18 protein-coding genes are annotated in these 21,776 nt (G+C 65.3%); 2 read left to right on the forward strand and 16 right to left on the reverse strand.

All coding sequences use genetic code 11. The features are described 5' to 3' along the window. Positions 1-8: 8 nt before the first annotated feature. From K5554_RS11215 to K5554_RS11230, 4 genes are all read right to left on the reverse strand, one after another. A complete protein-coding gene (locus tag K5554_RS11215; protein ID WP_221038548.1) occupies positions 9-1,469 on the reverse strand; it encodes an aminotransferase class I/II-fold pyridoxal phosphate-dependent enzyme in 1,461 nt (486 codons plus the stop codon). Beyond that, entirely contained in the window at positions 1,466-2,125 is a 660-nt protein-coding gene (locus tag K5554_RS11220) for a coenzyme F420-0:L-glutamate ligase (protein WP_221038549.1), read from the reverse strand. Before K5554_RS11220 ends, K5554_RS11215 begins: the two co-directional genes overlap by 4 nt. Before the next feature lie 556 nt (positions 2,126-2,681). Next, the gene (gene glnA / locus K5554_RS11225; RefSeq protein ID WP_221038550.1) at positions 2,682-4,016 is read right to left on the reverse strand and encodes a type I glutamate--ammonia ligase; all 1,335 of its coding nucleotides are present in this window, start codon (positions 4,014-4,016) and stop codon (positions 2,682-2,684) included. 64 nt (positions 4,017-4,080) lie between these two features. After that, entirely contained in the window at positions 4,081-4,593 is a 513-nt protein-coding gene (locus K5554_RS11230; protein ID WP_221038551.1) for a MerR family transcriptional regulator, read from the reverse strand. A gap of 194 nt (positions 4,594-4,787) precedes the next feature. On the opposite strand from K5554_RS11230, the gene K5554_RS11235 reads away from it, so the two are divergent. Continuing rightward, positions 4,788-5,696 carry an N-acetylmuramoyl-L-alanine amidase gene (locus tag K5554_RS11235; protein ID WP_221038552.1) on the forward strand — a complete coding sequence of 303 codons (909 nt, stop codon included), beginning with the start codon at positions 4,788-4,790 and terminating at the stop codon, positions 5,694-5,696. A 238-nt stretch (positions 5,697-5,934) separates the two neighbouring features. Here K5554_RS11235 and K5554_RS11240 read toward each other — a convergent pair whose 3' ends face one another. The 7 genes from K5554_RS11240 to uvrA all read right to left on the reverse strand — a co-directional run bounded on the left by K5554_RS11240 (position 5,935) and on the right by uvrA (position 14,248). Next, positions 5,935-6,810, reverse strand: coding sequence for an ATP-binding protein (locus K5554_RS11240; protein ID WP_221038553.1), 876 nt, complete (start codon positions 6,808-6,810; stop codon positions 5,935-5,937). Further along, positions 6,807-7,649 carry an ATP-binding protein gene (locus tag K5554_RS11245; RefSeq protein ID WP_221038554.1) on the reverse strand — a complete coding sequence of 281 codons (843 nt, stop codon included), beginning with the start codon at positions 7,647-7,649 and terminating at the stop codon, positions 6,807-6,809. Before K5554_RS11245 ends, K5554_RS11240 begins: the two co-directional genes overlap by 4 nt. 56 nt (positions 7,650-7,705) lie before the next feature. Continuing rightward, complete coding sequence (locus K5554_RS11250; RefSeq protein ID WP_221038555.1) at positions 7,706-8,044, reverse strand: NifB/NifX family molybdenum-iron cluster-binding protein; 339 nt, start codon at positions 8,042-8,044, stop codon at positions 7,706-7,708. Positions 8,045-8,184: 140 nt separating this feature from the next. Beyond that, positions 8,185-8,547: a NifB/NifX family molybdenum-iron cluster-binding protein gene (locus K5554_RS11255; RefSeq protein WP_221038556.1), complete on the reverse strand. Its 363-nt coding sequence runs from the start codon at positions 8,545-8,547 to the stop codon at positions 8,185-8,187. 29 nt (positions 8,548-8,576) lie between these two features. Further along, positions 8,577-8,954 carry a DUF5320 domain-containing protein gene (locus K5554_RS11260; RefSeq protein ID WP_221040610.1) on the reverse strand — a complete coding sequence of 126 codons (378 nt, stop codon included), beginning with the start codon at positions 8,952-8,954 and terminating at the stop codon, positions 8,577-8,579. A gap of 636 nt (positions 8,955-9,590) precedes the next feature. Next, positions 9,591-11,393 carry an excinuclease ABC subunit UvrC gene (gene uvrC, locus K5554_RS11265; RefSeq protein WP_221038557.1) on the reverse strand — a complete coding sequence of 601 codons (1,803 nt, stop codon included), beginning with the start codon at positions 11,391-11,393 and terminating at the stop codon, positions 9,591-9,593. 11 nt (positions 11,394-11,404) lie between these two features. Beyond that, positions 11,405-14,248 carry an excinuclease ABC subunit UvrA gene (gene uvrA, locus K5554_RS11270; protein ID WP_221038558.1) on the reverse strand — a complete coding sequence of 948 codons (2,844 nt, stop codon included), beginning with the start codon at positions 14,246-14,248 and terminating at the stop codon, positions 11,405-11,407. A 204-nt stretch (positions 14,249-14,452) separates the two neighbouring features. Here uvrA and K5554_RS11275 point away from each other — a divergent pair, with 204 nt between their 5' ends. Continuing rightward, positions 14,453-16,207 (forward strand): PQQ-binding-like beta-propeller repeat protein, encoded by a 1,755-nt coding sequence (locus tag K5554_RS11275; RefSeq protein ID WP_221038559.1) that lies wholly within the window; start codon positions 14,453-14,455, stop codon positions 16,205-16,207. A gap of 53 nt (positions 16,208-16,260) precedes the next feature. On the opposite strand, the gene K5554_RS11280 is transcribed toward K5554_RS11275, so the two are convergent. The 5 genes from K5554_RS11280 to K5554_RS11300 all read right to left on the reverse strand — a co-directional run bounded on the left by K5554_RS11280 (position 16,261) and on the right by K5554_RS11300 (position 21,688). Beyond that, positions 16,261-16,458 carry a DUF433 domain-containing protein gene (locus tag K5554_RS11280; protein WP_221038560.1) on the reverse strand — a complete coding sequence of 66 codons (198 nt, stop codon included), beginning with the start codon at positions 16,456-16,458 and terminating at the stop codon, positions 16,261-16,263. Positions 16,459-16,563: 105 nt separating this feature from the next. Then, positions 16,564-16,749, reverse strand: coding sequence for a glutaredoxin family protein (locus K5554_RS11285; protein ID WP_221038561.1), 186 nt, complete (start codon positions 16,747-16,749; stop codon positions 16,564-16,566). 50 nt (positions 16,750-16,799) lie between these two features. Next, positions 16,800-18,902, reverse strand: coding sequence for an excinuclease ABC subunit UvrB (gene uvrB / locus K5554_RS11290; protein WP_221038562.1), 2,103 nt, complete (start codon positions 18,900-18,902; stop codon positions 16,800-16,802). 51 nt (positions 18,903-18,953) lie between these two features. Then, complete coding sequence (locus K5554_RS11295) at positions 18,954-20,309, reverse strand: MATE family efflux transporter (RefSeq protein WP_221038563.1); 1,356 nt, start codon at positions 20,307-20,309, stop codon at positions 18,954-18,956. A gap of 188 nt (positions 20,310-20,497) precedes the next feature. Next, positions 20,498-21,688 (reverse strand): trypsin-like peptidase domain-containing protein, encoded by a 1,191-nt coding sequence (locus tag K5554_RS11300; protein ID WP_221038564.1) that lies wholly within the window; start codon positions 21,686-21,688, stop codon positions 20,498-20,500. Positions 21,689-21,776 lie beyond the last annotated feature (88 nt).

Below are 21,776 nucleotides of genomic sequence, written 5' to 3' on the forward strand. Positions count from 1 at the left end.
GCCTGGGTTTACTCTTTAACCACCCGCAACCTAGTGAGCCCACCATCCTGGGGCCCCTGGATGCGATAACCATTGCTTTTCATCACTTCAATATGTTCAATGATCTCGGCCGTCACTTCCTCGCCTGGGCAGAGGATGGGGATGCCGGGCGGGTAACAGGTGACAGTCTCGGTGCTGATGCGCCCGCGCGCCGCAGCCAGGGGTACGCTCTCGGCCGGGGCGAAGAAGGCTTCCCGCGGTGTCAGGATTTGCCGGGGCGCGGGCGGCAGGGCCGGCGGCAGCTCCGTCCGCTCCCGACGCCCGGCCTCGTCCTTGACCAGCGCGGCCAGCGCCGCCAGCAGTTTATCGATATCCTCGGCGGTGTTGCCCGGCCCGACGATAAAGAGCACATTATACAGGTCCGACAGTTCCACCTGAATCCGGTGCCGGTAGCGCAGGTAAAGCTCGACCTGCTGCCCGGTGAGCCCCAGCCCCTTGACGCCCACCGTCACCTTGGTGGGATCGAGCCCCTTCACCCCGGGCCGGCCGCAGTACTCGGCCCCAAAGGTGGTCAGCCCCGGCAGCTGCCGTACACCGCGGCGCAGCCGCTCGGCCAGCTCGATGGTGCGCTCCAGGATGGCCCTCCCCTCTTTGACCATCTGCAGCCGCGCCAGGTCGAGCGCCGCCAAAAACAGGTAGGAGGCGCTGGTGCTCAGGAGAACCGCCAGCACCGCCTGCAGCCGGCCCCGGTCGATGCGGCCGCCCTTAACGTGCAGCCAGGAGCTCTGCGTAAGGCTGCAGAGGATCTTGTGCGCTCCCTGGGCCGCGGCGTCCGCGCCTTGGGTGAGCGCCCCCGGCGGCAGGCCCTCATGGAAGTAAAAGTGCGGGCCGTGCGCCTCGTCGATGAGGAGCGGCAGGCCCCGCCCGTGCACCTGGGCGGCGATAGTCGTGAGGTCCGAGGTGGTGCCGTAGTAGGTCGGATTGATGAGCAGCGCCGCCCGGGCCTGAGGGTGCGCCGCCAGCGCCGCCGCGATTTTTTCCGGGGTCACGCCCAAGGCGATTCCGAAGTCCGGGTCGACCTCAGGCGAGACAAACACCGGCCGCGCGCCGCTTAAGATGACGCCGGAGACCATGGACTTGTGCATGTTGCGCGGGACGATGATCTCGTCGCCCGGGTTGCAGGTGCTGAGTATCAGGGCCTGCATGCCGGAGGAAGTCCCGTTGATGAGAAAGTAGCTCGCCTCAGCCCCGTAGGCCTGCGCCAGGAGCTGCTCCGCCTCCCGGATGACGCCGGTGGGCTGCAGCAGGTCGTCCATGCCCTCGACGCCCGTAATGTCCAGCTCGAAGACCCGTCGTCCCATGATCCGGGCCGCCGCCGCCGAAATCCCTTTACCGCCCTTGTGGCCGGGCATGTGAAAGCGCGTCACCTGCTCGGCGGCGTAGCAGGCCACCGCCTCCGCCAGGGGGGCCCGCTCACGATCTTCCTTCACGCTGTTCTTCCCTCCCTTCCCGCCGCCTGCCGGTAAGCCTTGACCACCGTAAGCGGCGTCTGCTGTTCATAGTTGCCGCACGGATTGTCGGTGAGGAGTGAGGAAACAAGACGGCGCGGCACGCCGCGGGAAGCGCCCACCACGTCCACCTTGCCCAGGTCGTTGGCATCGACGATGACGGTGTCCACCCCCAGCCGGTCTGCCACCGCCTGCGCCACCTGGTCGGCATGGCGCGGCCCCAGGACGATGTGGGCATGGAAGGGCGGCATGGTGCCGGCCACATCGTCGATGAGCGCCACCGGCAGGCCCGCCACCCGGTAGAAATAGCCGGGACGCCGCAGCAGCCTGCCCACTGCGCCGGCGGCCGCGGCCAGGAGGATCCGCCAGGTGCCCACCTCGTCCATGGCCAGCTGCATGGTGGCGGGGGAAGTGAGGCTGCCGTGCCGTTTGGTATAGCGGCAAAGCAGGCGGGCCAGGCGGCCGGCCTTAACCTCTTCCGGCCGGAAGATACGCCCCTGGCTGATGGCGACCACGCTTTCGGCCAGCACGATCAAGTCCCCGGGCGCGGCGATCCGGCCGGCGTAACGTTCCACCACCTGGACGATGTCGTCCTGTGCGGTGATGAGGTGCGTCCGTAGAGGTACTTTCACCACCACCCGCCTCACCTCCTCTCTCCCGCATGCTATGTGGGTGAGGGTGGTTTGGTGCCTGCCCTAATTGGTGGTGGGTCGTTGGTGGTTGGTCGTTGGGGGCGGGACAAGTTGGTCGTGGGTCGTTGGGGGTTGGTGGTTGGGAACGGGACAAGTTGGTGGTGGGTCGTTGGTGGTTGGTGGTTGGGAGCGGGACAGGTCGGTGGTGGGGCGTCGGCAGTTGGTCGTGGAGAGTGGGACGTATTGCTGGTTGGTTCTGAGTCGCGAGCAGTCGGAAGCCGAAGAAGTCGGTGGTGGCAGTTGGTTGTTGGTTGTAAACAGTTGGGAAGGCAAGAAAGGAGCGCCGGCGGGTTCAGGATAATCCCTAACCAACCAGCGCTCCGGTCTCGTGAGCGGGCACAGGGGGCCGCCCCTCTGGACATCTTTTCCACGGTCAACACAGGGGACTGCCGACACGTTTTTTCTGCATGCGTGCGGGGCGTCCCTGCCTCTCACCCAACACCTCAAGTCAAACGCTGACTGCTCAACGCCCAACACCCAAACGCCAACCGCCAAACGCCATCTAGAACAGGTTGAGGTACTGGTCCAGCTCCCACTGGTGAACCTGCGTGCGGTACAGGTTCCACTCGATCTCCTTGGCATCGATGAAGCGGTTGAACACGTGGTCGCCCAGGGCTTCTTTGATCACGTTGTCCGCTTTCAGGGCTTCCAGCGCGACCCCCAGGTTGGCCGGCAGGCTGGGGATGCCCAGCTCCAGGCGCTCCTCTTCCGTGAGGTCGTAGATGTTGGTGTTCACCGGTTCCGGCGGGGTCAGGCCCTTCTTGATGCCGTCCAGGCCGGCCTTCAGGATCACCGCCATGGCCAGGTAGGGGTTGCAGGAAGGATCCGGGCTCCTCAGTTCCAGGCGAGTGCCGATACCGCGCCGGGCCGGGACACGGATGAGCGGGCTGCGGTTACGCAGCGACCAAGCGATGTACACCGGCGCCTCATAACCGGTCACCAGGCGTTTGTACGAGTTAACCAACGGGTTCGTGATGGCGGTGAAGCCGGGCGCGTGCTCCATGAGCCCGGCCAGGAAGCTGAGGGCCGTCGGGCTGAACTCGTACTTGCCCTGAGGATCGTAAAAGGCGTTCACATCGTCCTTAAAGAGGGAGGTGTGGCAGTGCATGCCGGACCCGGGAATACCGAAGATCGGCTTCGGCATGAAGGTGGCGTGCAGGTTGTGCTCCCTGGCGATGATCCGCACCACAAAGCGGAAGGTAGCGATGTTATCGGCCGTGGTCAGAGCATCGGCGTATTTGAAGTCAATCTCGTGCTGGCCGGGGCCCACCTCGTGGTGCGCCGCTTCAATCTCAAAGCCCATGTTTTCCAGCGCCAGCACCATGTCCTGGCGGGCATGCTCGCCCAGGTCGATGGGTGCCAGGTCGAAGTAGCTGGCCTGGTCCATGGTGATGGTGGTGGGCCGCCCCTTCTCATCGCGCTCAAAGAGGTAGAACTCCGGCTCTGGTCCCACATTCATGGTGTAGCCGAGCTCCGCCGCTTCCGCCATCACCCGTTTCAGCACGTAACGCGGGTCACCCGCGAAGGGGGTGCCGTCCGGGTTATACACGTCGCAGATCAGCCGGGCCGTGCGGACGTGGTTGCCGTTCTGCCAAGGGTAGATAACGAAGGTGGCCGGGTCCGGCTTGAGGTTCATGTCGGACTCGTTGATCCGGACAAAGCCTTCAATGGAGGAACCGTCAAACTGGATCTCGCCGTTGAGGGCCTTTTCGAGTTGACCAAAAGGAATGGCTACGTTTTTGGTGGTTCCCAGGATGTCGGTGATTTGCAGGAAGATGGTTTCTACCTTTTCCTCTTTGGCAATCCGCAGTACGTCCGCCTCCGTCAATTTAGCCATGCTTTTTTCCTCCTCAACAATAAAATGCAGGTTTTAGGGTGGCCAGCGCTGATCCAACTCAAGCCTACGGATTGCGCGTCCGCCGACCGTAATCGGGATTCCGGCTCACGCGCTCTTGTTGCCGCACCATGGCAGTGGCCGTGGTACGGCCGGACGTGAGTGCACCCGGCAGGCGTGCTTCGCGTGTGATTACCGAGCGTCCCGCCTGGCCGGCGGCGCGGAAGTAGACCTCGGCATCCTCATAAGGCAGGCTGGTGTGCCGGGCCGGTTGCTTTTCTCCCCGGCGATTGAAGAGGGCCTTTATTGTCTTGATGGTGAAACCATCAGCCAGGAGATCGCGGATCTCCTTCAGCCGTTCAACCTCCCAGGGCGAGTAAAGGCGTTGGTGGCCGGCGGTCCGGGCGGGAATAACCAGGCCCGTCTCTTCATAGTAGCGGATTTGTCTGTCCGTGAGACCCGTAAGCTGCCGCACTACCCCGATGGGGTAAACTGGTGTGTGCTGGTCCACGTCACCCACGCGCATCCCTCCCTGGTTCATGTTAGGTTTCCTTACAGCGCGCTGTAACCTCTTAAACATGGACTCATTATACTCCTCCGTCGCCCGTCCGACAAGCCTCTATGTCAGGTATCCTACCGCACTTCTTGAAGTTTTTTTATTAAGCCTTCGTTAGCAACCTGCACTGAGTGGAGCTCACGACCTTCCGCCGGGCGGCAGCTTTCCACCGGGGCCGGAATAAGTATGTATAAGAACATCACCAGGAGGTGACGGGTGTGGTTCAACCTGCCTTGCTTGTCAACCTGCGCAGTCATCTTTCGCAGGCCGGTGACACCACCCTGGCCGGTGGATCGGTGCTCGTACTGGAGTTTGTAGGCGCGCCGGAGCTGGCGGCCAGGGAAGAGGGCCTCTGCCTCAGCCTTACCTTTACCGGTGCCGCGCTTAACATGCCGGCCGGAACCTACGCCGTTTACGACTCCCTGGTGAGCACGGTGGTCGTCCGGGAGGAGGGAGAGCGGGTTGTGGTTAAGGTAGAGCGCGACCTGGCCGGCCCCTGGGAGGTGAAAAAGGAGGAAGGGCTCGTCCAACGTTTCACCCTTTACCTTGACCCAGCACCGCTCAAACCGATCCTCGACGGAAAGGTTGTGCTCCTGGATCCCTGGGCGCGGCCGCGGGCCTTCAGCCCCACCCAGCTCCTCGAGGGCGTGCCCACGCGGGACATCGCCGCGCGCCTGGGGCGCCTTCTCACCAGCGCCGGGGCGCAGCCGCACTTGGTAAGCGGCGGGCCGCTGCCGGTGCTCACGCCGCGCGCCGTGCGCAGCGGGCAAAGGTGCGACGCGGTCCTCGGCATCGCCACGGCGTACGCGCCGCGCCACCCGCGCTCCGGCTTCACGGTGCGCCGCCGGCCGGGCGATGCGGCCAGCCTCCGCCTCGCGCGCCTCTTGGCGGCGGAAATCACCCGCAAGCTGCCCCTGCCGCTCCTTGCCGAGACGGAAGCCGGCGACCGGCTGCTGCGGGAGATCCCGGCGCCCGGTGCGCTGGTGGAGGTGGGCTGCCTGTCACACCGGGTGGACGAAGGGCTGCTCAGAGACATCGACTTCAAGCAAAAGGTGGCACAGACGTTCTTTAACGCTCTGAAGCATTTCTTCGCCGGCGCCGCGGCCGCCGCAAAAGAAAAAGAGTAAGAGGGCTGTGCCCGGCGGAAGCTTTAAGCTTCCTAGCAAGCTGAGCGGCACAAGCGCCGCCAGGGTGGATTTCCCCGCTCTTTTTTTGGCCCCATAACGGCAACGGTGTGCCCGCCGGCGCTCTGCTCGGGCTGCGGCAGTTTCTCGGGCGCAGTATGCTGTTTTTGCGCGTGAATGTCTTCTTGGCCGGTACAGGCCTCACGGCTGTCGGCCGCCTTCTTCTCGACTTCCATCCAAATCAGATTTCAAGAGTGCGGCGCACCGTCTCCCACAGAGCCATAAGCGCCCTTGCTCCTTCCCCACGCCTTCCTTCCACCGCCGGCAGCCCGGCCGCCGCAGCTGCGACCAGCTCAGGGTCGAAGGGAATTCGCCCGGCCGGCGGGATTTCCTCATCTCTTAAGTACCTCTCGATGGCTTCAGTGCCTGCCGGCTCCAGGTCCCACTTGTTCACGGCCGCCAGGACCGGAACAGCAAAATGGCACGCCAGCTTAACCACCCGCTCAAGATCGTGCCGGCCGGCGGCGGATGGTTCGGTTACAACAAGGACCAGATCCACACCGGAAAGCGCAGAAATCACCGGGCAACCGATACCCGGCGGACCATCGATGATAATGAGATCGCACCCCTCTTCAGCCGCCACTTCAGCTGCCGCCCGCCGCACCTGGGCCACCAGCTTGCCTGAGTTTTCCTCTCCCGGCTTGAGGCGTGCATGCACAAACGGCCCGAAGCGGGTGCGAGACAGAAACCACTCTCCCGCCACTCTTTCGGAAAGATAAATGGCCCCGCCGGGACAGGCTGAAACGCAGGCGCGGCAGCCTTCGCAGAGGAAAGGGTCGATCCGGTACCGGCCGTCAGGTTGAGCGGCCGGGGCAGCAAAGCGGCAGACGGCCGCACAGGTTCCGCAACCGGTGCACTTGACGGAATCAATTTCAGCCTTGGGCAAAGCCTTGAAGTCATGGGTTTCCACTACTTCGGGAGCGAGGAGAAGGTGCAGGTCGGCCGCATCAACGTCGCAGTCGGCAAGAACCTTCTTGGAAGCCAGGGCGGCAAAAGCCCCGGCTACGGTCGTCTTGCCTGTCCCGCCTTTGCCGCTCAGGACGAGCAGCTGTTTCATCCCCTACCGCCTCCCCGTACCCTCTCCCATAGGCGGCGAAACTCCATCCGCCAGTCGGGAAATTCCTGAACTATGAGCCGTCCGCGGGCGATGGTTTCGGCAAAACGGCGGTCGAAGGGTATACGCATCAGGAGGGGTATCCCTTCCCGGCGGCAGTATGCCTGCACGTCGTCCGTCCCTATTCCTGCTCGATTCAGAACCACCCCATGCGGTAGCTTCATCTCCCGTACCAGCTCGACGGCCAGCTTGAGGTCATTCAGCCCGAACGGAGTCGGTTCCGTAACCAAAAGGACGTAGTCGCTCCGGGCAATGGCGGCCACGACCGGGCAGGAAGTCCCCGGCGGCGCATCGAGTATGACATCACCCGCCCAGGCTGCTCTCTTCACCGCTTTCACCACCGGAACCGCCAGGGCCGTACCTACGTCTATCCTGCCCTGAACAAAACCTGTGCGCCCGGCGCTCCCGCGGCTCACTACGCCGAGCCGCCGCGGTTCCTCGTGCAGCGCTCCCGCCGGGCAAACCCGCACGCAACTGCCACAGCCGTGGCAAAGCTCGGGGAAAACGAGCGCCTTTTCCCCAAGCACGGCCACGGCATGGAAGGCACAGGCCTCGACGCACTTTCCGCAGCCGGAGCAGCGGGCTCTTTTCACCGTCGGAACCCTTATGTTAACCTCGCGCACTTCATGCTGGGTGGGGTGAAGAAAGAGGTGCGCGTTCGGTTCTTCCACATCGCAGTCGAGAAGCTGGATCGGGCCTTCTTCGGCAAGCACGTGCGCCAGGTTCACCGCCACCGTAGTCTTCCCGGTCCCGCCCTTACCACTCGCCACCGCCACCTGCATTGCCATCCACTCCTCAATCCGGCGAGCACCAGAGGGCGCCTTTTAGTTTGCGTTTTTCAGTGTCCTCCATGTTCACACGCGCTGGTGCCCAGGGTGAGGTCACCGGCCAGGTAAGCCTTAACCACCTCATCGGCAGGGCCGCTTGCCCCGATGACGGTTTTTATGCCCTGCGCAGCAAAAAGATCCTGGGCCGAAGGTCCCATCCCGCCGGCAATAATGCAGTCCGCCCCTTTTTCCGCCAGATAGCGGGGCAGAAAGCCCGGCTGGTGCCCAGGGTTGGGGATAACCACTTTGGACTGAATTTGACCGTTGTCCACGTCAAACAGCGTGTACTCCTGGCAACGGCCGAAGTGTTGGGCAACCTGCCCGTTTTCGGTTGCAACGGCAATCCTCATGCATCTTGCCTCCTTCTCGTCCGGCAACGTCAGAAGCCCCAAAAACAAACGGCGCCAGGGTTCAGCGCAGGCCGCACTTCGCTCTTATACGGGGCGCCTTACCCTGACGCCTTGGGGTTAAGGGGATTGTGCAGCTTAATTCACGTGCCGCTATGAGCTGACACCGTGGGGCCGGAAGCCGCAGCCAGCCGCCCTTCGCGGAAGTCCCCCAGCGCCTGTCGCACCGTGCCGCCTCCGGCAATGTAAACCGGGATTCCGCCGGCCGACAGTGCCCGTGCAGCGTTCGGGCCGACATTACCGGTGATCAGCGCCTCCACTTTTTCCTGTGCCAGGCGCTGAGCCATGGCGATCCCTGCGCCGCCGGGTTCGCCGAGCACCGGGTTCGGAATCGCCGTCCAGTCATTCGCTAGAGTATCAGCCAGGATGAGATACCGGCAGCGGCCGAAGCGGGGATCGATGGCGCTGTCCAGGGTCGGCCCCTGGGCGGTAACGGCGATCTTCATCTTACTACCACCTTCAGCTGCGCCTGGCATCATTCTTTCTTCTCGGCATCAACCTGCTTACCGAGTTCGGCAAGCCGCTCTTTAATCGCGGCCAGCTGTTCTTCCAGGTAGGCCGCCTGCGCCTTGAGAACCTCGCTTTCAGCCGGTGCAGGACCTCCGGGGACAAAAGGTACTGCGGGCGGGTAAGCATAGGGAAAGCCGTAAAACCCGCGTGCCCAGCCGGGTAGACCGGTCACCCAGTACCAGTACCTGTTCCCAAACCCGCGTCCGCGGCCAAAACCTGAGCCGAACCCCCGGAACCCGATGGGATTGTAGGCTCCCGGCCCCGGATAACCGGCGCAGTATCCCAAACGACGCCCCGTGAGCGGTCCCATACCAAGCGGTCCGGTTCCGTCACCAAACGGCATGACAATCTCTCCTTTCTTCTCGCGAGTGATTCCTGTTAGTTTGCATAAGACGCAAACATCTACACTATTCTTGCCCGGCGCGATTTCTTCCCCAACCGCCACCTCCTCCACCTGGGCCGCGGCCGCCCGCACCGCCCGGATCGGCGCGGTGCACAAGGCCGCCGCACTTAGGGCAACGCAGGTTTGCCCCTTGCCGCCCTGTGCCGTAAGGAAGGCTGAATTCATACCCACAAACTGCACAGCGAAACTTCCGCTCCACGCACCCACCTCCCGCGGATTTCCATCCGGATACGCCTGCCCGCACAACCCTCGACAACCCAACGTGTAAACAGCTACTTATGGTCATATGTCCATTATTAGTATACCCGTAATTCTGGGCATAAGTCAATAACCGTGAACAATTTTTTCCGCCCGGCCCAGTCGCCAGTTGCCTTCCGGCTTCAGGTACACAGCTACTCATCCCCCAGCCTCGCATTCCTTCAGCTTCGCAGCATTCCCTGTGGGAGTAGCCAAACCCGGCAAACGGGGCGCCGGCCGGCTCGACCGGGCTGGAGCATCATTAGAGAGTAAACAATTGCCCCCTCGGTTGGACCGAGAGGGCAGTACCACGTGCCAGGGGCGCAGACTCTATACCGGTCACCCGTGCAGGTGGGCGTAGAGGGCTTCGGCGGCGGGGCGGGTGAGGCCGGGCACGGCCAGGAGCTCCTCCAGGGTGGCCTCCCGCAGCCGCTTCAGCGACCCGAAGTGCTTGAGGAGCGCCTTGCGGCGCCGCGGGCCGATACCCGGCACCTCCTCCAGCTCTGAGCGCAGGGCCTCCCTCCCGTGCAGCGACCGGTGGTAGGTGATGCCGAAGCGGTGCGCCTCGTCCCGCACCTGCTGCAAAAGCTGCAGCGCCACCGAGTCGCGCGGCAGGAGCAGCGGCTCCACGCTTCCTTCCGCGTAGAGTTCCTCGTGCTGTTTCGCCAGCCCGTAGGTGGGAATACCCGCCAGCCCCAGCTCGCGCAGCACCGCCCGCGCCGCGCCCAGCTGGCCCTTCCCGCCGTCGATGAGGATAAGGTCGGGCAGCGGCAGCTTGTCGCGCAGGCTGCCGCTGTAGCGCCGGCGCACTGCCTCAGCCATCATGGCGAAGTCGTTGGCCTGCAGGACCGTGCGGATGCGGAAACGGCGGTAGTGGCCCTTGCGCGGCCGGCCGTCCTCAAAGACCACCATGGCAGCCACCGCCTCCTGCCCCTGGATGTTGGAAATGTCGAAGCCCTCGATGCGCCGCGGCAGCCTCTCCAGCCCCAGGGCCGCCTTAAGCGCCGCCACCGCACCCTCTGTGCGCGCCTCCCGGTGCGCCCACAGCTCCTCTTCCTCGCGCAGGGCCAGCGTGGCGTTGTTGGCCGCCAGGGCCGCCAGTTCCTTCTTTGCACCCCGCTGCGGCACGCGGATGCTTACCCGCCGGCCGGCCAGTCGGCTCAGGTACTGGGCCAAAAGCTCCTGGTCCTCGGCCGGTTCGGCCAACAGGATCGTCGGCGGCAGCGCCGCCGCCCGGGAGTAGTAGTCCTTGAGGAAGCCCGCCAGCACCGCCGGCCGCTCGTGTCCCTCGGTACCCTTGAGGAAAAACGTCTCGCGGGCGGCGAGTTTGCCGTGCCGCACCTGGAAGACCTGCACGCAGGCTTCCGTTACCCCGCGCGCCAGGGCCACTACGTCCTGGTTTTCCCCGTCCAGCGAAACCACCTTTTGTTTCTCCAGCACCCGCTCCAGCGCCGCCACCTGGTCGCGCAGCTCTGCCGCCTCCTCGAACCGCAGCCCGGCCGCCGCCGCTTCCATCCGCCCTTTCAGCCGCTTTACCAACACCTCCTGCCGGCCCTCCAAAAAGAGCGTCAGCTCCTTTACCATCTCCTGGTAGGCCGCGCGGTCCGCCCGGCCGGTGCACGGCCCCAGGCAGCGCTTGATGTGGAAGTTGAGGCAGGGGCGGTCCCGGTGGGCAAAATCGTGCGGGCTGCAGGTTCGAAGGGGAAAGACCTTCTTCAGGAGGCGCACCGTGTCGTTCAAGGCCCCAACGTCCGTGTAGGGGCCGAAGTAACGGGCACCGTCTTCCTTGAGCCGACGCGTAATGAGCAGGCGCGGAAACTCCTCGTTCACGGTCAGCTTGAGGTAAGGGTACTGCTTGTCGTCGCGCAGGAGGATGTTGTAGCGCGGGTGCTCCTTCTTGATGAAGTTGCACTCCAGCGCCAGGGCCTCCACCTCGGAGTCGGTGACGATGTACTCGAAGTCGGCCACGTGCTCCAACATGGCGCGCACCTTCGGAGCATGGTCATGGGACTTGAAGTAGGAGCGCACGCGGTTCTTCAGGTTCACCGCCTTGCCCACGTAGATGATCTCGCCCCGCCGGTCCTTCATCAGGTAAACGCCGGGCCGCTCAGGCAGGAGCTCCAGCTTTTTCTCCAGGTCCACGTTTCTCACCCCTACCGTCCGGCCGGCTCGGCCTTTTCGCGCTCCAGCACGCGGTGCAGGAACTGGCCTGTGTACGACGCCGGGCAGGCGGCCACTTCCTCCGGCGTACCGCAGGCCACCACGCGCCCGCCGCCCTCGCCGCCCTCCGGACCCAGGTCGATGATGTAGTCCGCACACTTAATCACGTCCAGGTTGTGCTCGATTACCAGCACCGTGTCCCCGGCCTCCACCAGCCGCTGCAGCACCTGCAGCAGCTTTTCAATATCGCAGAAATGCAGCCCGGTGGTCGGCTCGTCCAGGATGTAGAGCGTGCGCCCATTGGAGCGGCGCGCAAGCTCTGTCGCCAGCTTCACCCGCTGCGCCTCGCCGCCGGAAAGCGTGGTGGCCGGCTGTCCCAGGCGGATGTAGCCCAGGCCTACGTCGTAGAGGGTCTCGAGCTTGCCTGCGATGCGCGGGATGTTGGTGAAAAAGGGCAGCGCCTCGCTCACCGTCATCTCCAGCACGTCGGCGATGCTTTTGCCTTTATACTTGACCTCCAGCGTCTCGCGGTTGTACCGCTTTCCTTTGCAGACCTCACAGGGGACGTAGACATCGGGGAGAAAGTGCATCTCGATCTTCAGGATGCCGTCGCCGCGGCAGGCCTCGCAGCGCCCGCCGCGCACGTTGAAGCTGAAGCGTCCCGGCTTGTAGCCGCGCATTCTGGCCTCCGGTGTCAGGCTGAAGACCTCACGGATGGGATCGAACGCCCCCGTGTAGGTGGCCGGGTTGGAGCGCGGCGTGCGCCCGATGGGCGACTGGTCGATGGCGATCACCTTATCCAGGTGCTCTTCCCCCTGGATGCCCGCGTGGCGGCCGGGCAGCGTGCGCGCGCCGTTCAAGTCCTGGGCCAGGCGCCGGTAGAGAATGTCGTTCACCAGGGTGCTCTTGCCGGAGCCGGAGACGCCGGTGACGCAGACGAAGACCCCCAGGGGAATTTTGACGTCGATGTCCTTGAGGTTGTGCTCGCTGGCGCCGAGGACGGTGAGCCAGTTCCCGTTCGGCCGCCGGCGTTCCACGGGCACGGGGATGCGGCGCCGGCCGCTCAGGTACTGGCCGGTGAGTGAGCGCGGGCAGGCCTTCACCTGCTCCAGGGTCCCGGCGGCCACCACCTCACCGCCCTGCTCCCCGGCCCCGGGGCCGATGTCCACCAGGAAGTCGGCCGCCTCCATGGTCTCCTGGTCGTGCTCCACCACCAGCACGGTGTTGCCCAGGTCACGCAGCTTCTCCAGGGTATGGATCAGGCGCTGGTTGTCGCGCTGGTGCAGCCCGATGCTGGGTTCGTCCAGAATGTAGAGGACGCCCATGAGGCTGGAGCCGATCTGCGTGGCTAGGCGAATGCGCTGCACCTCGCCGCCGGACAAGGTGCCCGTTACCCGGTCCAGCGTCAGGTAGTCCAGCCCGACGTTCACAAGAAAGCCCAGGCGGGCCTGAATTTCCTTGAGTACGCGCTCGGCGATGAGCTGCTCGCGCTCACTGAGCTCAAGCCGGGCGAAAAACTGCTGCGCCTCCCGCACGGAAAAGGCCGCCACCTCGGCGATGTTGAGCCCCCCGATGCGCACCGCAAGGGCCTCCGGTTTCAGGCGCTTCCCGCCGCAGGCCGGGCAGGGGCGCGAGCTCATGTACTCTTCGTATTCACTTCGCGCCGCGTCCGACTGCGACTCGCGGTAGCGGCGCTGCAAGATCGGGATCACGCCCTCGTAGTCGGTGTCGAAGATGCGCGTTTCACCCCAGCGGTTCTCGTAGTTCACCCGGAAACGTTCGCCGTGGTTGCCGTAAAGGATCAGGTCCAGGTGCTCGGGCTTCAGCTCCCGCACCGGCACCTCGGTGCTGAAGCCGTAGCGCCGCGCCAGGGCCTCCAGGATTTGCGGGTAGTAGTTGGCCGAGCGGCTGAAGGGCGCCACCGCCCCTTCGGCCAGCGACTTGTTCTTGTCCGGGATCACCAGGTCCGGGTCGATCTCCATGGTGATGCCCAGGCCGGTGCAAGTGGGGCAAGCCCCGTAGGGGCTGTTGAAGGAAAAGAGGCGCGGCGTGAGCTCCTCAAAACTGAAGCCGCACACCGGGCAGGCGAAGTTCTGGGAGAAGGTGAACTCCTCTCCGCCTACCACGGCCGCCACCACCAGGCCGCCGGTCAGGCCCACGGCCAGCTCCAGGGAGTCCGCCAGGCGCTTGCGCACGCCCGGGCGTACCACTAGGCGGTCCACCACCACTTCCAAGGTGTGTTTCTTGTTCTTGGCCAGCTTAATCTCTTCGTTCAGGTCGCGCACCTCGCCGTCGATGCGCATGCGCACGAAACCGTTCTTTTTCGTCTCCTCGATGAGCTTGTGGTACTCGCCCTTGCGCCCGCGCACCAGCGGCGCCAGCACCATAAAGCGCGTCCCCTCAGGCAGGGCCGCGAGCTGGTCCGCCATCTGGTCCACCGTCTGGCGGGCGATGGCTCCGCCGCAGCGTGGACAGAAGGGCTGCCCGATGCGCGCAAAGAGCAGGCGCAGGTAGTCGTAAATTTCAGTCACGGTGCCCACCGTAGAGCGCGGGTTGTGGCTGGCCGCCTTCTGGTCGATGGAGATGGCCGGCGACAGTCCGTCGATGGAGTCCACGTCCGGTTTATCCATCTGGCCCAAAAACTGGCGGGCATAGGCCGAAAGCGACTCCACGTAGCGGCGCTGCCCCTCCGCATAAATTGTATCGAAAGCCAGCGAAGACTTACCCGAACCGGAGAGGCCGGTGATCACCACCAGCTTGTCCCGCGGAATGTCCACGCTGATGTTTTTCAGGTTATGTTGGCGGGCCCCTCGGACCCGGATGTATTCTTCGGCCATACTGCTGGCACCTCCCGGGGTACTGCCCTCAAGTTATTATACCACACGTTTTTCGCCGGCCAAGCGCAACGTGGCCGGGCAGCCCCTCAGAGGAAATGGGCCGGCCGCCGGCGAAAATCAGTGGGCAGGAAGGCGGCGATAAGGGCGTTGGGTTCGTCTTAAGTTTGCAGGCAGACACAAAATTGGGTGAAAGGAAGTGATTTGATGGGCGGACGGCTTAAGCCCGGAAGGTGGGACCGGCTCGCCCGCTGGGTGCCGCTTCTGGTGTTGCTGCTGGCGGGCTTGGTTGCCCAGGTGCTGCTGCACGGGCCGGCGGCGCGCCTGGGGCTGGCGCGCCGGCTGCTCCTGCCCTTTGTGCTCCTGGCAGCTGCCGCTCTGTGGCCAGGTCTGCTGCACCCGCCGGAGCCGGAGAAGGACACAGGCAACAGGAGGATCCTGGCCCTTCTCCTTTCTCTCATCACCGTACCGCTGGTGCTCCTGGCAGTGCCCCTCTGGTACGGTCACGGCTGCTGGGCGCCGGACCTTTACTCCTTTCTCCTTTACCTGGCCGCGGGGGAAGTGCTTGTTTTCCTGGTGCCTTGGGGCCGGCGCCTCCTGGGGAGGTGGCCGGCAGAGCAGCGCGGGTCGGCCGCCATGGCCTTTTTCTCGGCTTTTCTCCTGGCCGGGCTCAGCGCCTGGCTGGCTTCTCTGCCGGTCAGAAAACCCATCCCGTCTGCCGGGGACGTACCGGCCCCGGCCTGGCGCGTCACCCCTTGGCAGGCCACCTGGGCCGCCTGGGCGCCGCTCCCCTGGAGCCGGGCCGATTACGCTCCGGCCGATCCGGCCGTAGAAGCCGGGCGCGTGGTCTTCCTGGACCTGCCCGGCCGGGTGGATGTGCTGCAGGCTGAGGACGGCGGCCGCCTGGCCACCTTTGCCCTTCCCGCACCGCAGCGGCTCCTGCCCGGAGATACGGCCCGGGGCTGCTGGGAAAGGCCCCTGGGTGCGGCCGGGCATTTCCTCCTCAGGCGCCGGGGCGGCAGCGAGCTGAAGCTCCTCGACCCGGCCGAAGGGACGCTACGGCACCTGCCCGGCGAGGCCGCGCTCGCGGCCGCACCCGCGCCGGACGGTTTCTACATCTTGCGCCCCCAAGCCCTGGAACGGCTCAGTGCAGACGGGGACCTCCTCTGGTCATGCTCCCCCGACTTCCCGCCGGTACAGCCCGGCCCGATGGAGCCGCCGTGGCTGGAGGTCAACCCGTTCCTCCAGGAGAGCTTTTCCTCCCGGCTCGTGCCGGGCCCAAGGCGGGTTTTCTGCCTGAGCTCTGAGGGGCTCTATGCTGTCGACGGCGCCACGGGCAGGCTCCTTTGGCAAAAGGAAGCGTCGGGGCGCTGCTCCGGGATGGCGGTCGCCCCGGACCACAGCATGGTCTACATCGCCGAGGTGGAGCAAGCCGGCCCCCGGCTGCGGGCCTTTCGTGCCGACGGCGGGACGGCCTGGCAGCGCACCTTACCCCAGAACTGCCGCGCCCTCAGCTGGGCGGCCGGCCCGGGCGGGCTCCTCGTAGCGCTGCGCGCGCCTGAGGCGGCGCCGGCAGAGTTCATCGGCGACGACGGCGCCGTGCGGTACACCTTGCCCCTTCCCGCTTCCGAGCCGTTTACGCTGCAGTACCTGGACGGTCTCTTCCTCGTCGCCTGCGGAAGCGGCGTGCGCGCCCATCGCGCCTCGGACGGCGCCCTGCTCTGGGAAACAGGGCAAGAAAAAGAACCCGGCGCCGCGGGTCACTTTCGCTACTATGAAACTTTTCTCTCCTGGCGCGGGGCCATCCTCATCCCGCACGGCCCCGGCCTGGCCGCCTACGACCGGCGCACCGGAGAGCGCCGCTGGTTCTACACCCCGCCCGGCGGTCTCCTCGGCCTCACCGCCGACGCCGACCGTCTATACCTGACCTCCCACCGCGGGCTGTTCGCGCTTGAAGAATAGAAAAGAACAACAAGCCAGTTCCGTTGGGCTTGACCAGGCCTATTTTCTCCGCCTCACACGCTCGCAGCGCAGCGAAAAGCAGCCAGAAGATCTTCGCGCTGCAAATCATACTCGCGCATGACTTCTTCAAAGGTCGCGCCGCCGGCTACCTTGGCCAGCACGATTTCCACCGGCACACGAGTCCCCTTGATGACCGGTTTGCCGCCCTTGAGCCCCTCATCGACCACAATTCCAGGGTAAATCTCCGGCATACCTCATCACCCGCCTTAAGTATACCATAGCAACGTCCTCTGCGGCAGCTTCCCCGAAAGACGGCCCGGACCTGCTGTAGGTCCGGGCCTTGTCCACCGCCGGCGCTAAAGTCCCAGAAGCTCGGAGATGCGGGCCTTGTCAAAGCCCACGATCACTTCGTCGCCGATTTTCACCGTAGGCACCGCCGAGCGCCCGGTGAGGCCCAGCATCTCCTGGCGGGCGGCGCGGTCCACAGCCACGTTCTTTTCCTGGTAGGCAACGTTGTTTTGGGAAAGAAACTCTTTCACCAAGGTGCAGTAGGGTCACGTCGGGGTGGTGTAAACGATAACCTCCGGCACGGTCATGCGCGCTTCCTCCTTTTTGCCTTTGCTTCTATTTTATCCAGACGGCCCGCCGTTGTACAGCTATTTTTTTCCTTTTGGGCCCGGCTACTCATTTTTTTCGCCGGCGCTGTATCGCCCTCCAGCAGCAGCTTGGCTTCCAGGAGCAGGTCACGCAGCTCGGCCGCCTCTTCGAAAGCCAGTCGCCGCGCCGCAGCGTGCATGCGTTCCTCCAGGTCCCGCACCCAGGCCCGGAGCTCGGCCCGGCTCATGGCGCTGACCTTCTTGGCCTCCGGCAGGTACTCCTCCGGCTTTTCCGCCGCCTTGGTGGCCTCGATCACGTCGCGCACCGCCTTGTGCACCGTCTGCGGCGTAATGCCGTGCCGCTCGTTGTACGCCATCTGCACCCGGCGCCGCCGGTTCGTCTCGTCGATGGCCCGGCGCATGGAGTCGGTGACGGTGTCGGCGTACATCAGCACCCGCCCCTCCACGTTGCGCGCCGCCCGGCCGATGGTCTGGATGAGCGAGCGCTCCGAGCGCAGGAACCCTTCCTTATCCGCATCCAGGATGGCCACCAGCGACACCTCGGGCAGGTCCAGGCCCTCGCGCAGCAGGTTGATCCCCACCAGCACGTCGAACTCGCCCAGGCGCAGGTCGCGGATGATCTCCATGCGCTCGATGGTGCCGATGTCGGAGTGCAGGTAACGCACGCGCACACCCATCTCCGTGAAGTAATCGGTAAGGTCCTCGGCCATGCGCTTGGTGAGGGTGGTGACGAGCACGCGCTGGTTTTTGGCGGCGCGCTGCCGGATCTCGCCCAGGAGGTCGTCGATCTGCCCTTTGGTAGGCCGCACCTCGATCTCCGGATCCACCAGGCCGGTGGGCCGCACCACCTGCTCCACCACCTGGCTGCTCACCTTCAGTTCAAACGGCCCCGGGGTGGCTGAGGTAAAGACCACCTGCGGGACGCGCTCAATGAACTCGTCAAAGGTAAGGGGCCGGTTGTCGTAAGCGGAGGGCAGGCGGAAGCCGTGCTCCACCAGGCTGTCCTTGCGCGACCGGTCCCCGGCGTACATGGCGTGGAGCTGGGGCAGGGTCATGTGCGACTCGTCGATAAGCACCAGGTAGTCGTCCGGGAAGTAGTCGAGCAGCGTGTAGGGCGGCTCGCCCGGCGCCCGCCCGGTGAGGTGGCGGGAGTAGTTCTCGATTCCCTGGCAGTAGCCCACCTCGGCCAGCATCTCCAGGTCGTAGCGGGTGCGCTGCTCCAGCCGGTGGGCCTCAAAGGCCTTGCCCTGCGCCCGGAGCTCGGCCAGGCGCTCCGCCAGTTCCGCCTCGATGCCGGCGATGGCGCGCCGCCGCGTCGCCGCCGAGGTGACGTAGTGGCTGGCCGGATAGATGGCCACGTGGCTGCGCTCGCCGATGATCTCGCCGGTAAGGGTGTCGAACTCGAGGAGCGAGTCGATCTCGTCGCCGAAGAACTCCACCCGGATGCCGCGCTGGGTGGACCCGGCAGGAAAGATCTCCACCACGTCGCCGCGCACGCGGAACTTCCCGCGCGTAAGCTCCAGGTCGTTGCGGCCGTACTGCATGTCGACGAGGCGGCGCAGCACCTCGTCGCGGTCGCGCGCCGCACCCTTGCGGAGCGAAAGCACCTGTTCCCGGTACTCCTCCGGCGAGCCCAGGCCGTAGATGCAGGAGACGCTGGCCACCACGATGACGTCCCGCCGCTCCAGGACGGCGCTGGTGGCGGCGTGGCGCAGCTTGTCGATCTCCTCGTTGATGGAGGCGTCTTTTTCGATGTACGTATCCGTCTGCGGGATGTAGGCCTCGGGCTGGTAGTAGTCGTAGTAGCTCACGAAGTACTCCACGGCGTTTTCCGGGAAGAACTCGCGGAACTCGCCGCAGAGCTGGGCCGCCAGGGTCTTGTTGTGGGCGATCACCAAAGTGGGCTTCTGCACGGCCTCGATCACGCCGGCCATGGTGAAGGTCTTGCCCGAGCCGGTCACCCCGAGCAGCGTCTGGTATTTATGGCCGCGCTCGACGCCGGCGGCCAGCTCGCGGATGGCCTTGGGCTGGTCGCCCCGCGGCCTGAACTCGGAAACCAGGTGAAAGCATTCCTTCATGTACTCACCCCCTTTTGCCTACCCGCAAAGGGACTACCTCCGTCGCGTCCGCTACACCCGTGCCGCCATCCAGCGGCGGCCGCGGTAGCGGGTGAAAAGCAGGCCGGCGCGGATGAGCCAGTCGAGCACGGTGATCACCCACACCGACCATACCGGGAGCACCCATACCACCGTTATCAGGTACACCAGCGGCAGGCGGAAAACCCAGTTGCCGAACGCAGAAACCAGGAAGGGAAAACGCGTGTCGCCGGCCCCGCGCAGGGAGCCGGAGAGCACCATCTCAAAGGCGATGGGCACCTGCTCCAGCGCCCCGATGCGAATGCAGGCGGCGGCCAGGGCCGCAACGCCGGGCTCAGCGGTGAACAGGCCGGCGAGGAATCGTGGTGCCAGGAAGAAGACAAGGCCCATGCTCCCCATGACGCGCAGGCAGTAGCGGGCAGTGAGCCAGCCGCTCTGGAAGGCCACCTCCGGGTCCCGTGCCCCCAGGTACTGGCCGCTCAGGGTGCCGGCCGCAATGGCAAACCCCCAGCCGGGCATGAACGACAGCCCTTCCACCGTGAGCGCCACCTGGTGCGCCGCCAGGGAGACCGTCCCCAGCCGGCTGACCAGAAAAAGGAGCGCCAGGCTGCTCACGGTATAGGTGAGCTCCTCCAGGGCGGCCGGCGTGCCCAGGCGCAGGATGCGCCGCACCCGCGGCGCGTCCCAGGTCAAGAGCCGCGCCGGCCGGACCTGGATGGCTCCTCGCCCCGAGAACACCAGGGCCAGGGCGGCCAGCGCCCCCGCCAGCTGCGCCCCGGCGGTGGCCACGGCGGCGCCGCGCACCCCGAGGGCGGGGAAAGGCCCCCCGCCGAAGATCAACACGTAGTCGCCGGCGATGTTCAGGCTGTTGGTGAAGGCCGCCAGGATAAGCGGCGTGCGCGTGTCGCCGGCACTGCGCAGGAGGGCGTTTACCACAAAAAGGGGCAGCATGAGCACGCTGCTCAAGATGACGATCCCCAAGTACTCCCGGGCCAGGCGCTGCACCGCAGGCTCGGCCTGGGTAAGGCGGAAGAGCGGGCCGGCCAGGACGCGGCCGCCAACCGCCATGATGAGTCCGAGGAGAAAGGCCAGCGTGACGGCCTGGGCAGCCGTGCGCTGCGCCTCTTCACGGTCCGCGGCCCCCACGGCGCGCGCCACCAGGGCGGCCGCCCCGGTGCCTACGGCCGCGAACACGAAGATGACGGAAAACACCACGCGGCCGCCCAAGGCCACCGCCGCCAGCTCCCGCGCCCCCAGCCGGCCCACCATGGCGGTATCCACCACCTCCACCAGCAGGTGGAGGCCCATCTCCAGGATGGCCGGCCAGGCCAGGTACCAAATGCGCCGGCTCAGCTCACTGGGCCGGCTCCCTTGCGCTGCTTTCGCCACGCGACTCCTCCTCTGCCCTTGCCGCCCCCTGACCTCATTCGCTGCGCTGATCCAGCGGCGCCTTACCACTACCGCCATTGTAGCACAGGCAGCGATGCTCTGGCAAACGCGCCCGCCGGCCGCCGGCAAGCACGCAGGGCCTGCCGGAAGCGGCAGGCCCCGCCCTTGTCCCAACCTCTGCCAACCTATTAAGGTTTCTCGGCAATCGTCACCAACCGGAAGAGGGTACGGCCGCCGCGGTAGATCTCAAGGCCTACGCTCTGGCCGATCTTCTTCTTAGCGATGGCATCCACCAGCGCCTGGGCATTGTCGATCGGCTGGTTATCCACCTTGCGGATCACGTCACCCACCTGAAGGCCGGCCTTCTCCGCCGGGCTGCCGTTCATCACTTCGCCTACGATGGCGCCTTTGCGGTCGGGCAGCTTGAAGTACTGCTGCAGGTCGGCCGTCACGTCCAGGATTGAGACCCCCAGCCAGGGGCGTACCACTTTGCCTTGGGTGCGCAGCTGCTCCATAACGTCCTTGGCCGTGTTTATGGGGATGGCGAAACCGAGGCCCTGCCCCTGGGCATTCACCGCCGTGTTGATGCCGATGACCTCACCCTTTAGGTTAAGGAGCGGGCCGCCGCTGTTGCCCGGGTTGATGGCGGCATCGGTCTGCAGCAGGTTCTTGTAAATGCGGTCCTGCACCGGCACCGGGCGCCCCTTGGCGCTCACTACACCCACCGTCACCGTGTGGTCCAACCCGTAGGGGTTACCGATGGCCACCACCCACTCGCCCACCCGCGTCTGATCGGAGTTGCCCAGCGGCACCGTCGGCAGCGGCTTCGGGGCGTTGATCTTGAGAATGGCCAGGTCCAGCTCTTTGTCCGTGCCCACCACCTTGGCCGGGAAAGGTTTATCGTAGCCCGCCACCGTCACTTCAACGTCCTGCGCACCGTCCACCACGTGTTCGTTGGTGAGGATGTAACCGTCCGCGCTGGTGATGAAGCCGCTCCCGATGCCGTGGCTCTGCCGCTCCTGGGGCAGCGGCAACCGGTTGCCGAAGAACTGGCGGAAGAAGGGGTCGTTAAGGAAGGGATCTATTCCCGATGTCTTTTCCACTACCGTGGTGTTGATCATCACCACCGCCGGCCCCACGCGGTTCACCATGTCGGCGATGCTGTTCGCACCTACTCCCGGCAGGGCCGGTACGGCTGCCGGGGCGGCGCTCGGCAGCGGTGCCGCCTGCGCCTGGGTACTGTAACCGGCGTTTGTGGCCAGGTAGTAACTGTACGCCGCCACCCCACCGGCCATCAGAGTCGCCCCCGCCAGCAGCGCGATCAGGGCCACCAAAACGTAAATCCTATTATGTGCGAGCCTTTGCCAGAGCCCACCCATGGTTCTGCACCTCCTGAACATCGTCCGGGCTTAGCTTCCCTTCGCAAGTAGATTTTACTACCCGGCCGGGCGCTCTGTCCAGGAGCCG

It is taken from the genome of Gelria sp. Kuro-4 (genome assembly GCF_019668485.1).
Classification (GTDB): Bacteria; Bacillota; DTU030; order DUMP01; family DUMP01; genus DUMP01.

Coding starts and splice junctions, on each gene's coding strand:
- K5554_RS11245 (WP_221038554.1), bottom strand. CDS start 7,649: ATGCAGGTGGCGGTGGCGAGTGGTAAGGGCGGGACCGGGAAGACTACG.
- glnA (WP_221038550.1), bottom strand. CDS start 4,016: ATGGCTAAATTGACGGAGGCGGACGTACTGCGGATTGCCAAAGAGGAA.
- K5554_RS11300 (WP_221038564.1), bottom strand. CDS start 21,688: ATGGGTGGGCTCTGGCAAAGGCTCGCACATAATAGGATTTACGTTTTG.
- uvrB (WP_221038562.1), bottom strand. CDS start 18,902: ATGAAGGAATGCTTTCACCTGGTTTCCGAGTTCAGGCCGCGGGGCGAC.
- K5554_RS11260 (WP_221040610.1), bottom strand. CDS start 8,954: ATGCCGTTTGGTGACGGAACCGGACCGCTTGGTATGGGACCGCTCACG.
- K5554_RS11230 (WP_221038551.1), bottom strand. CDS start 4,593: ATGTTTAAGAGGTTACAGCGCGCTGTAAGGAAACCTAACATGAACCAG.
- uvrA (WP_221038558.1), bottom strand. CDS start 14,248: ATGGCCGAAGAATACATCCGGGTCCGAGGGGCCCGCCAACATAACCTG.
- K5554_RS11240 (WP_221038553.1), bottom strand. CDS start 6,810: ATGAAACAGCTGCTCGTCCTGAGCGGCAAAGGCGGGACAGGCAAGACG.
- K5554_RS11280 (WP_221038560.1), bottom strand. CDS start 16,458: ATGCCGGAGATTTACCCTGGAATTGTGGTCGATGAGGGGCTCAAGGGC.
- K5554_RS11255 (WP_221038556.1), bottom strand. CDS start 8,547: ATGAAGATCGCCGTTACCGCCCAGGGGCCGACCCTGGACAGCGCCATC.
- K5554_RS11275 (WP_221038559.1), top strand. CDS start 14,453: ATGGGCGGACGGCTTAAGCCCGGAAGGTGGGACCGGCTCGCCCGCTGG.
- K5554_RS11250 (WP_221038555.1), bottom strand. CDS start 8,044: ATGAGGATTGCCGTTGCAACCGAAAACGGGCAGGTTGCCCAACACTTC.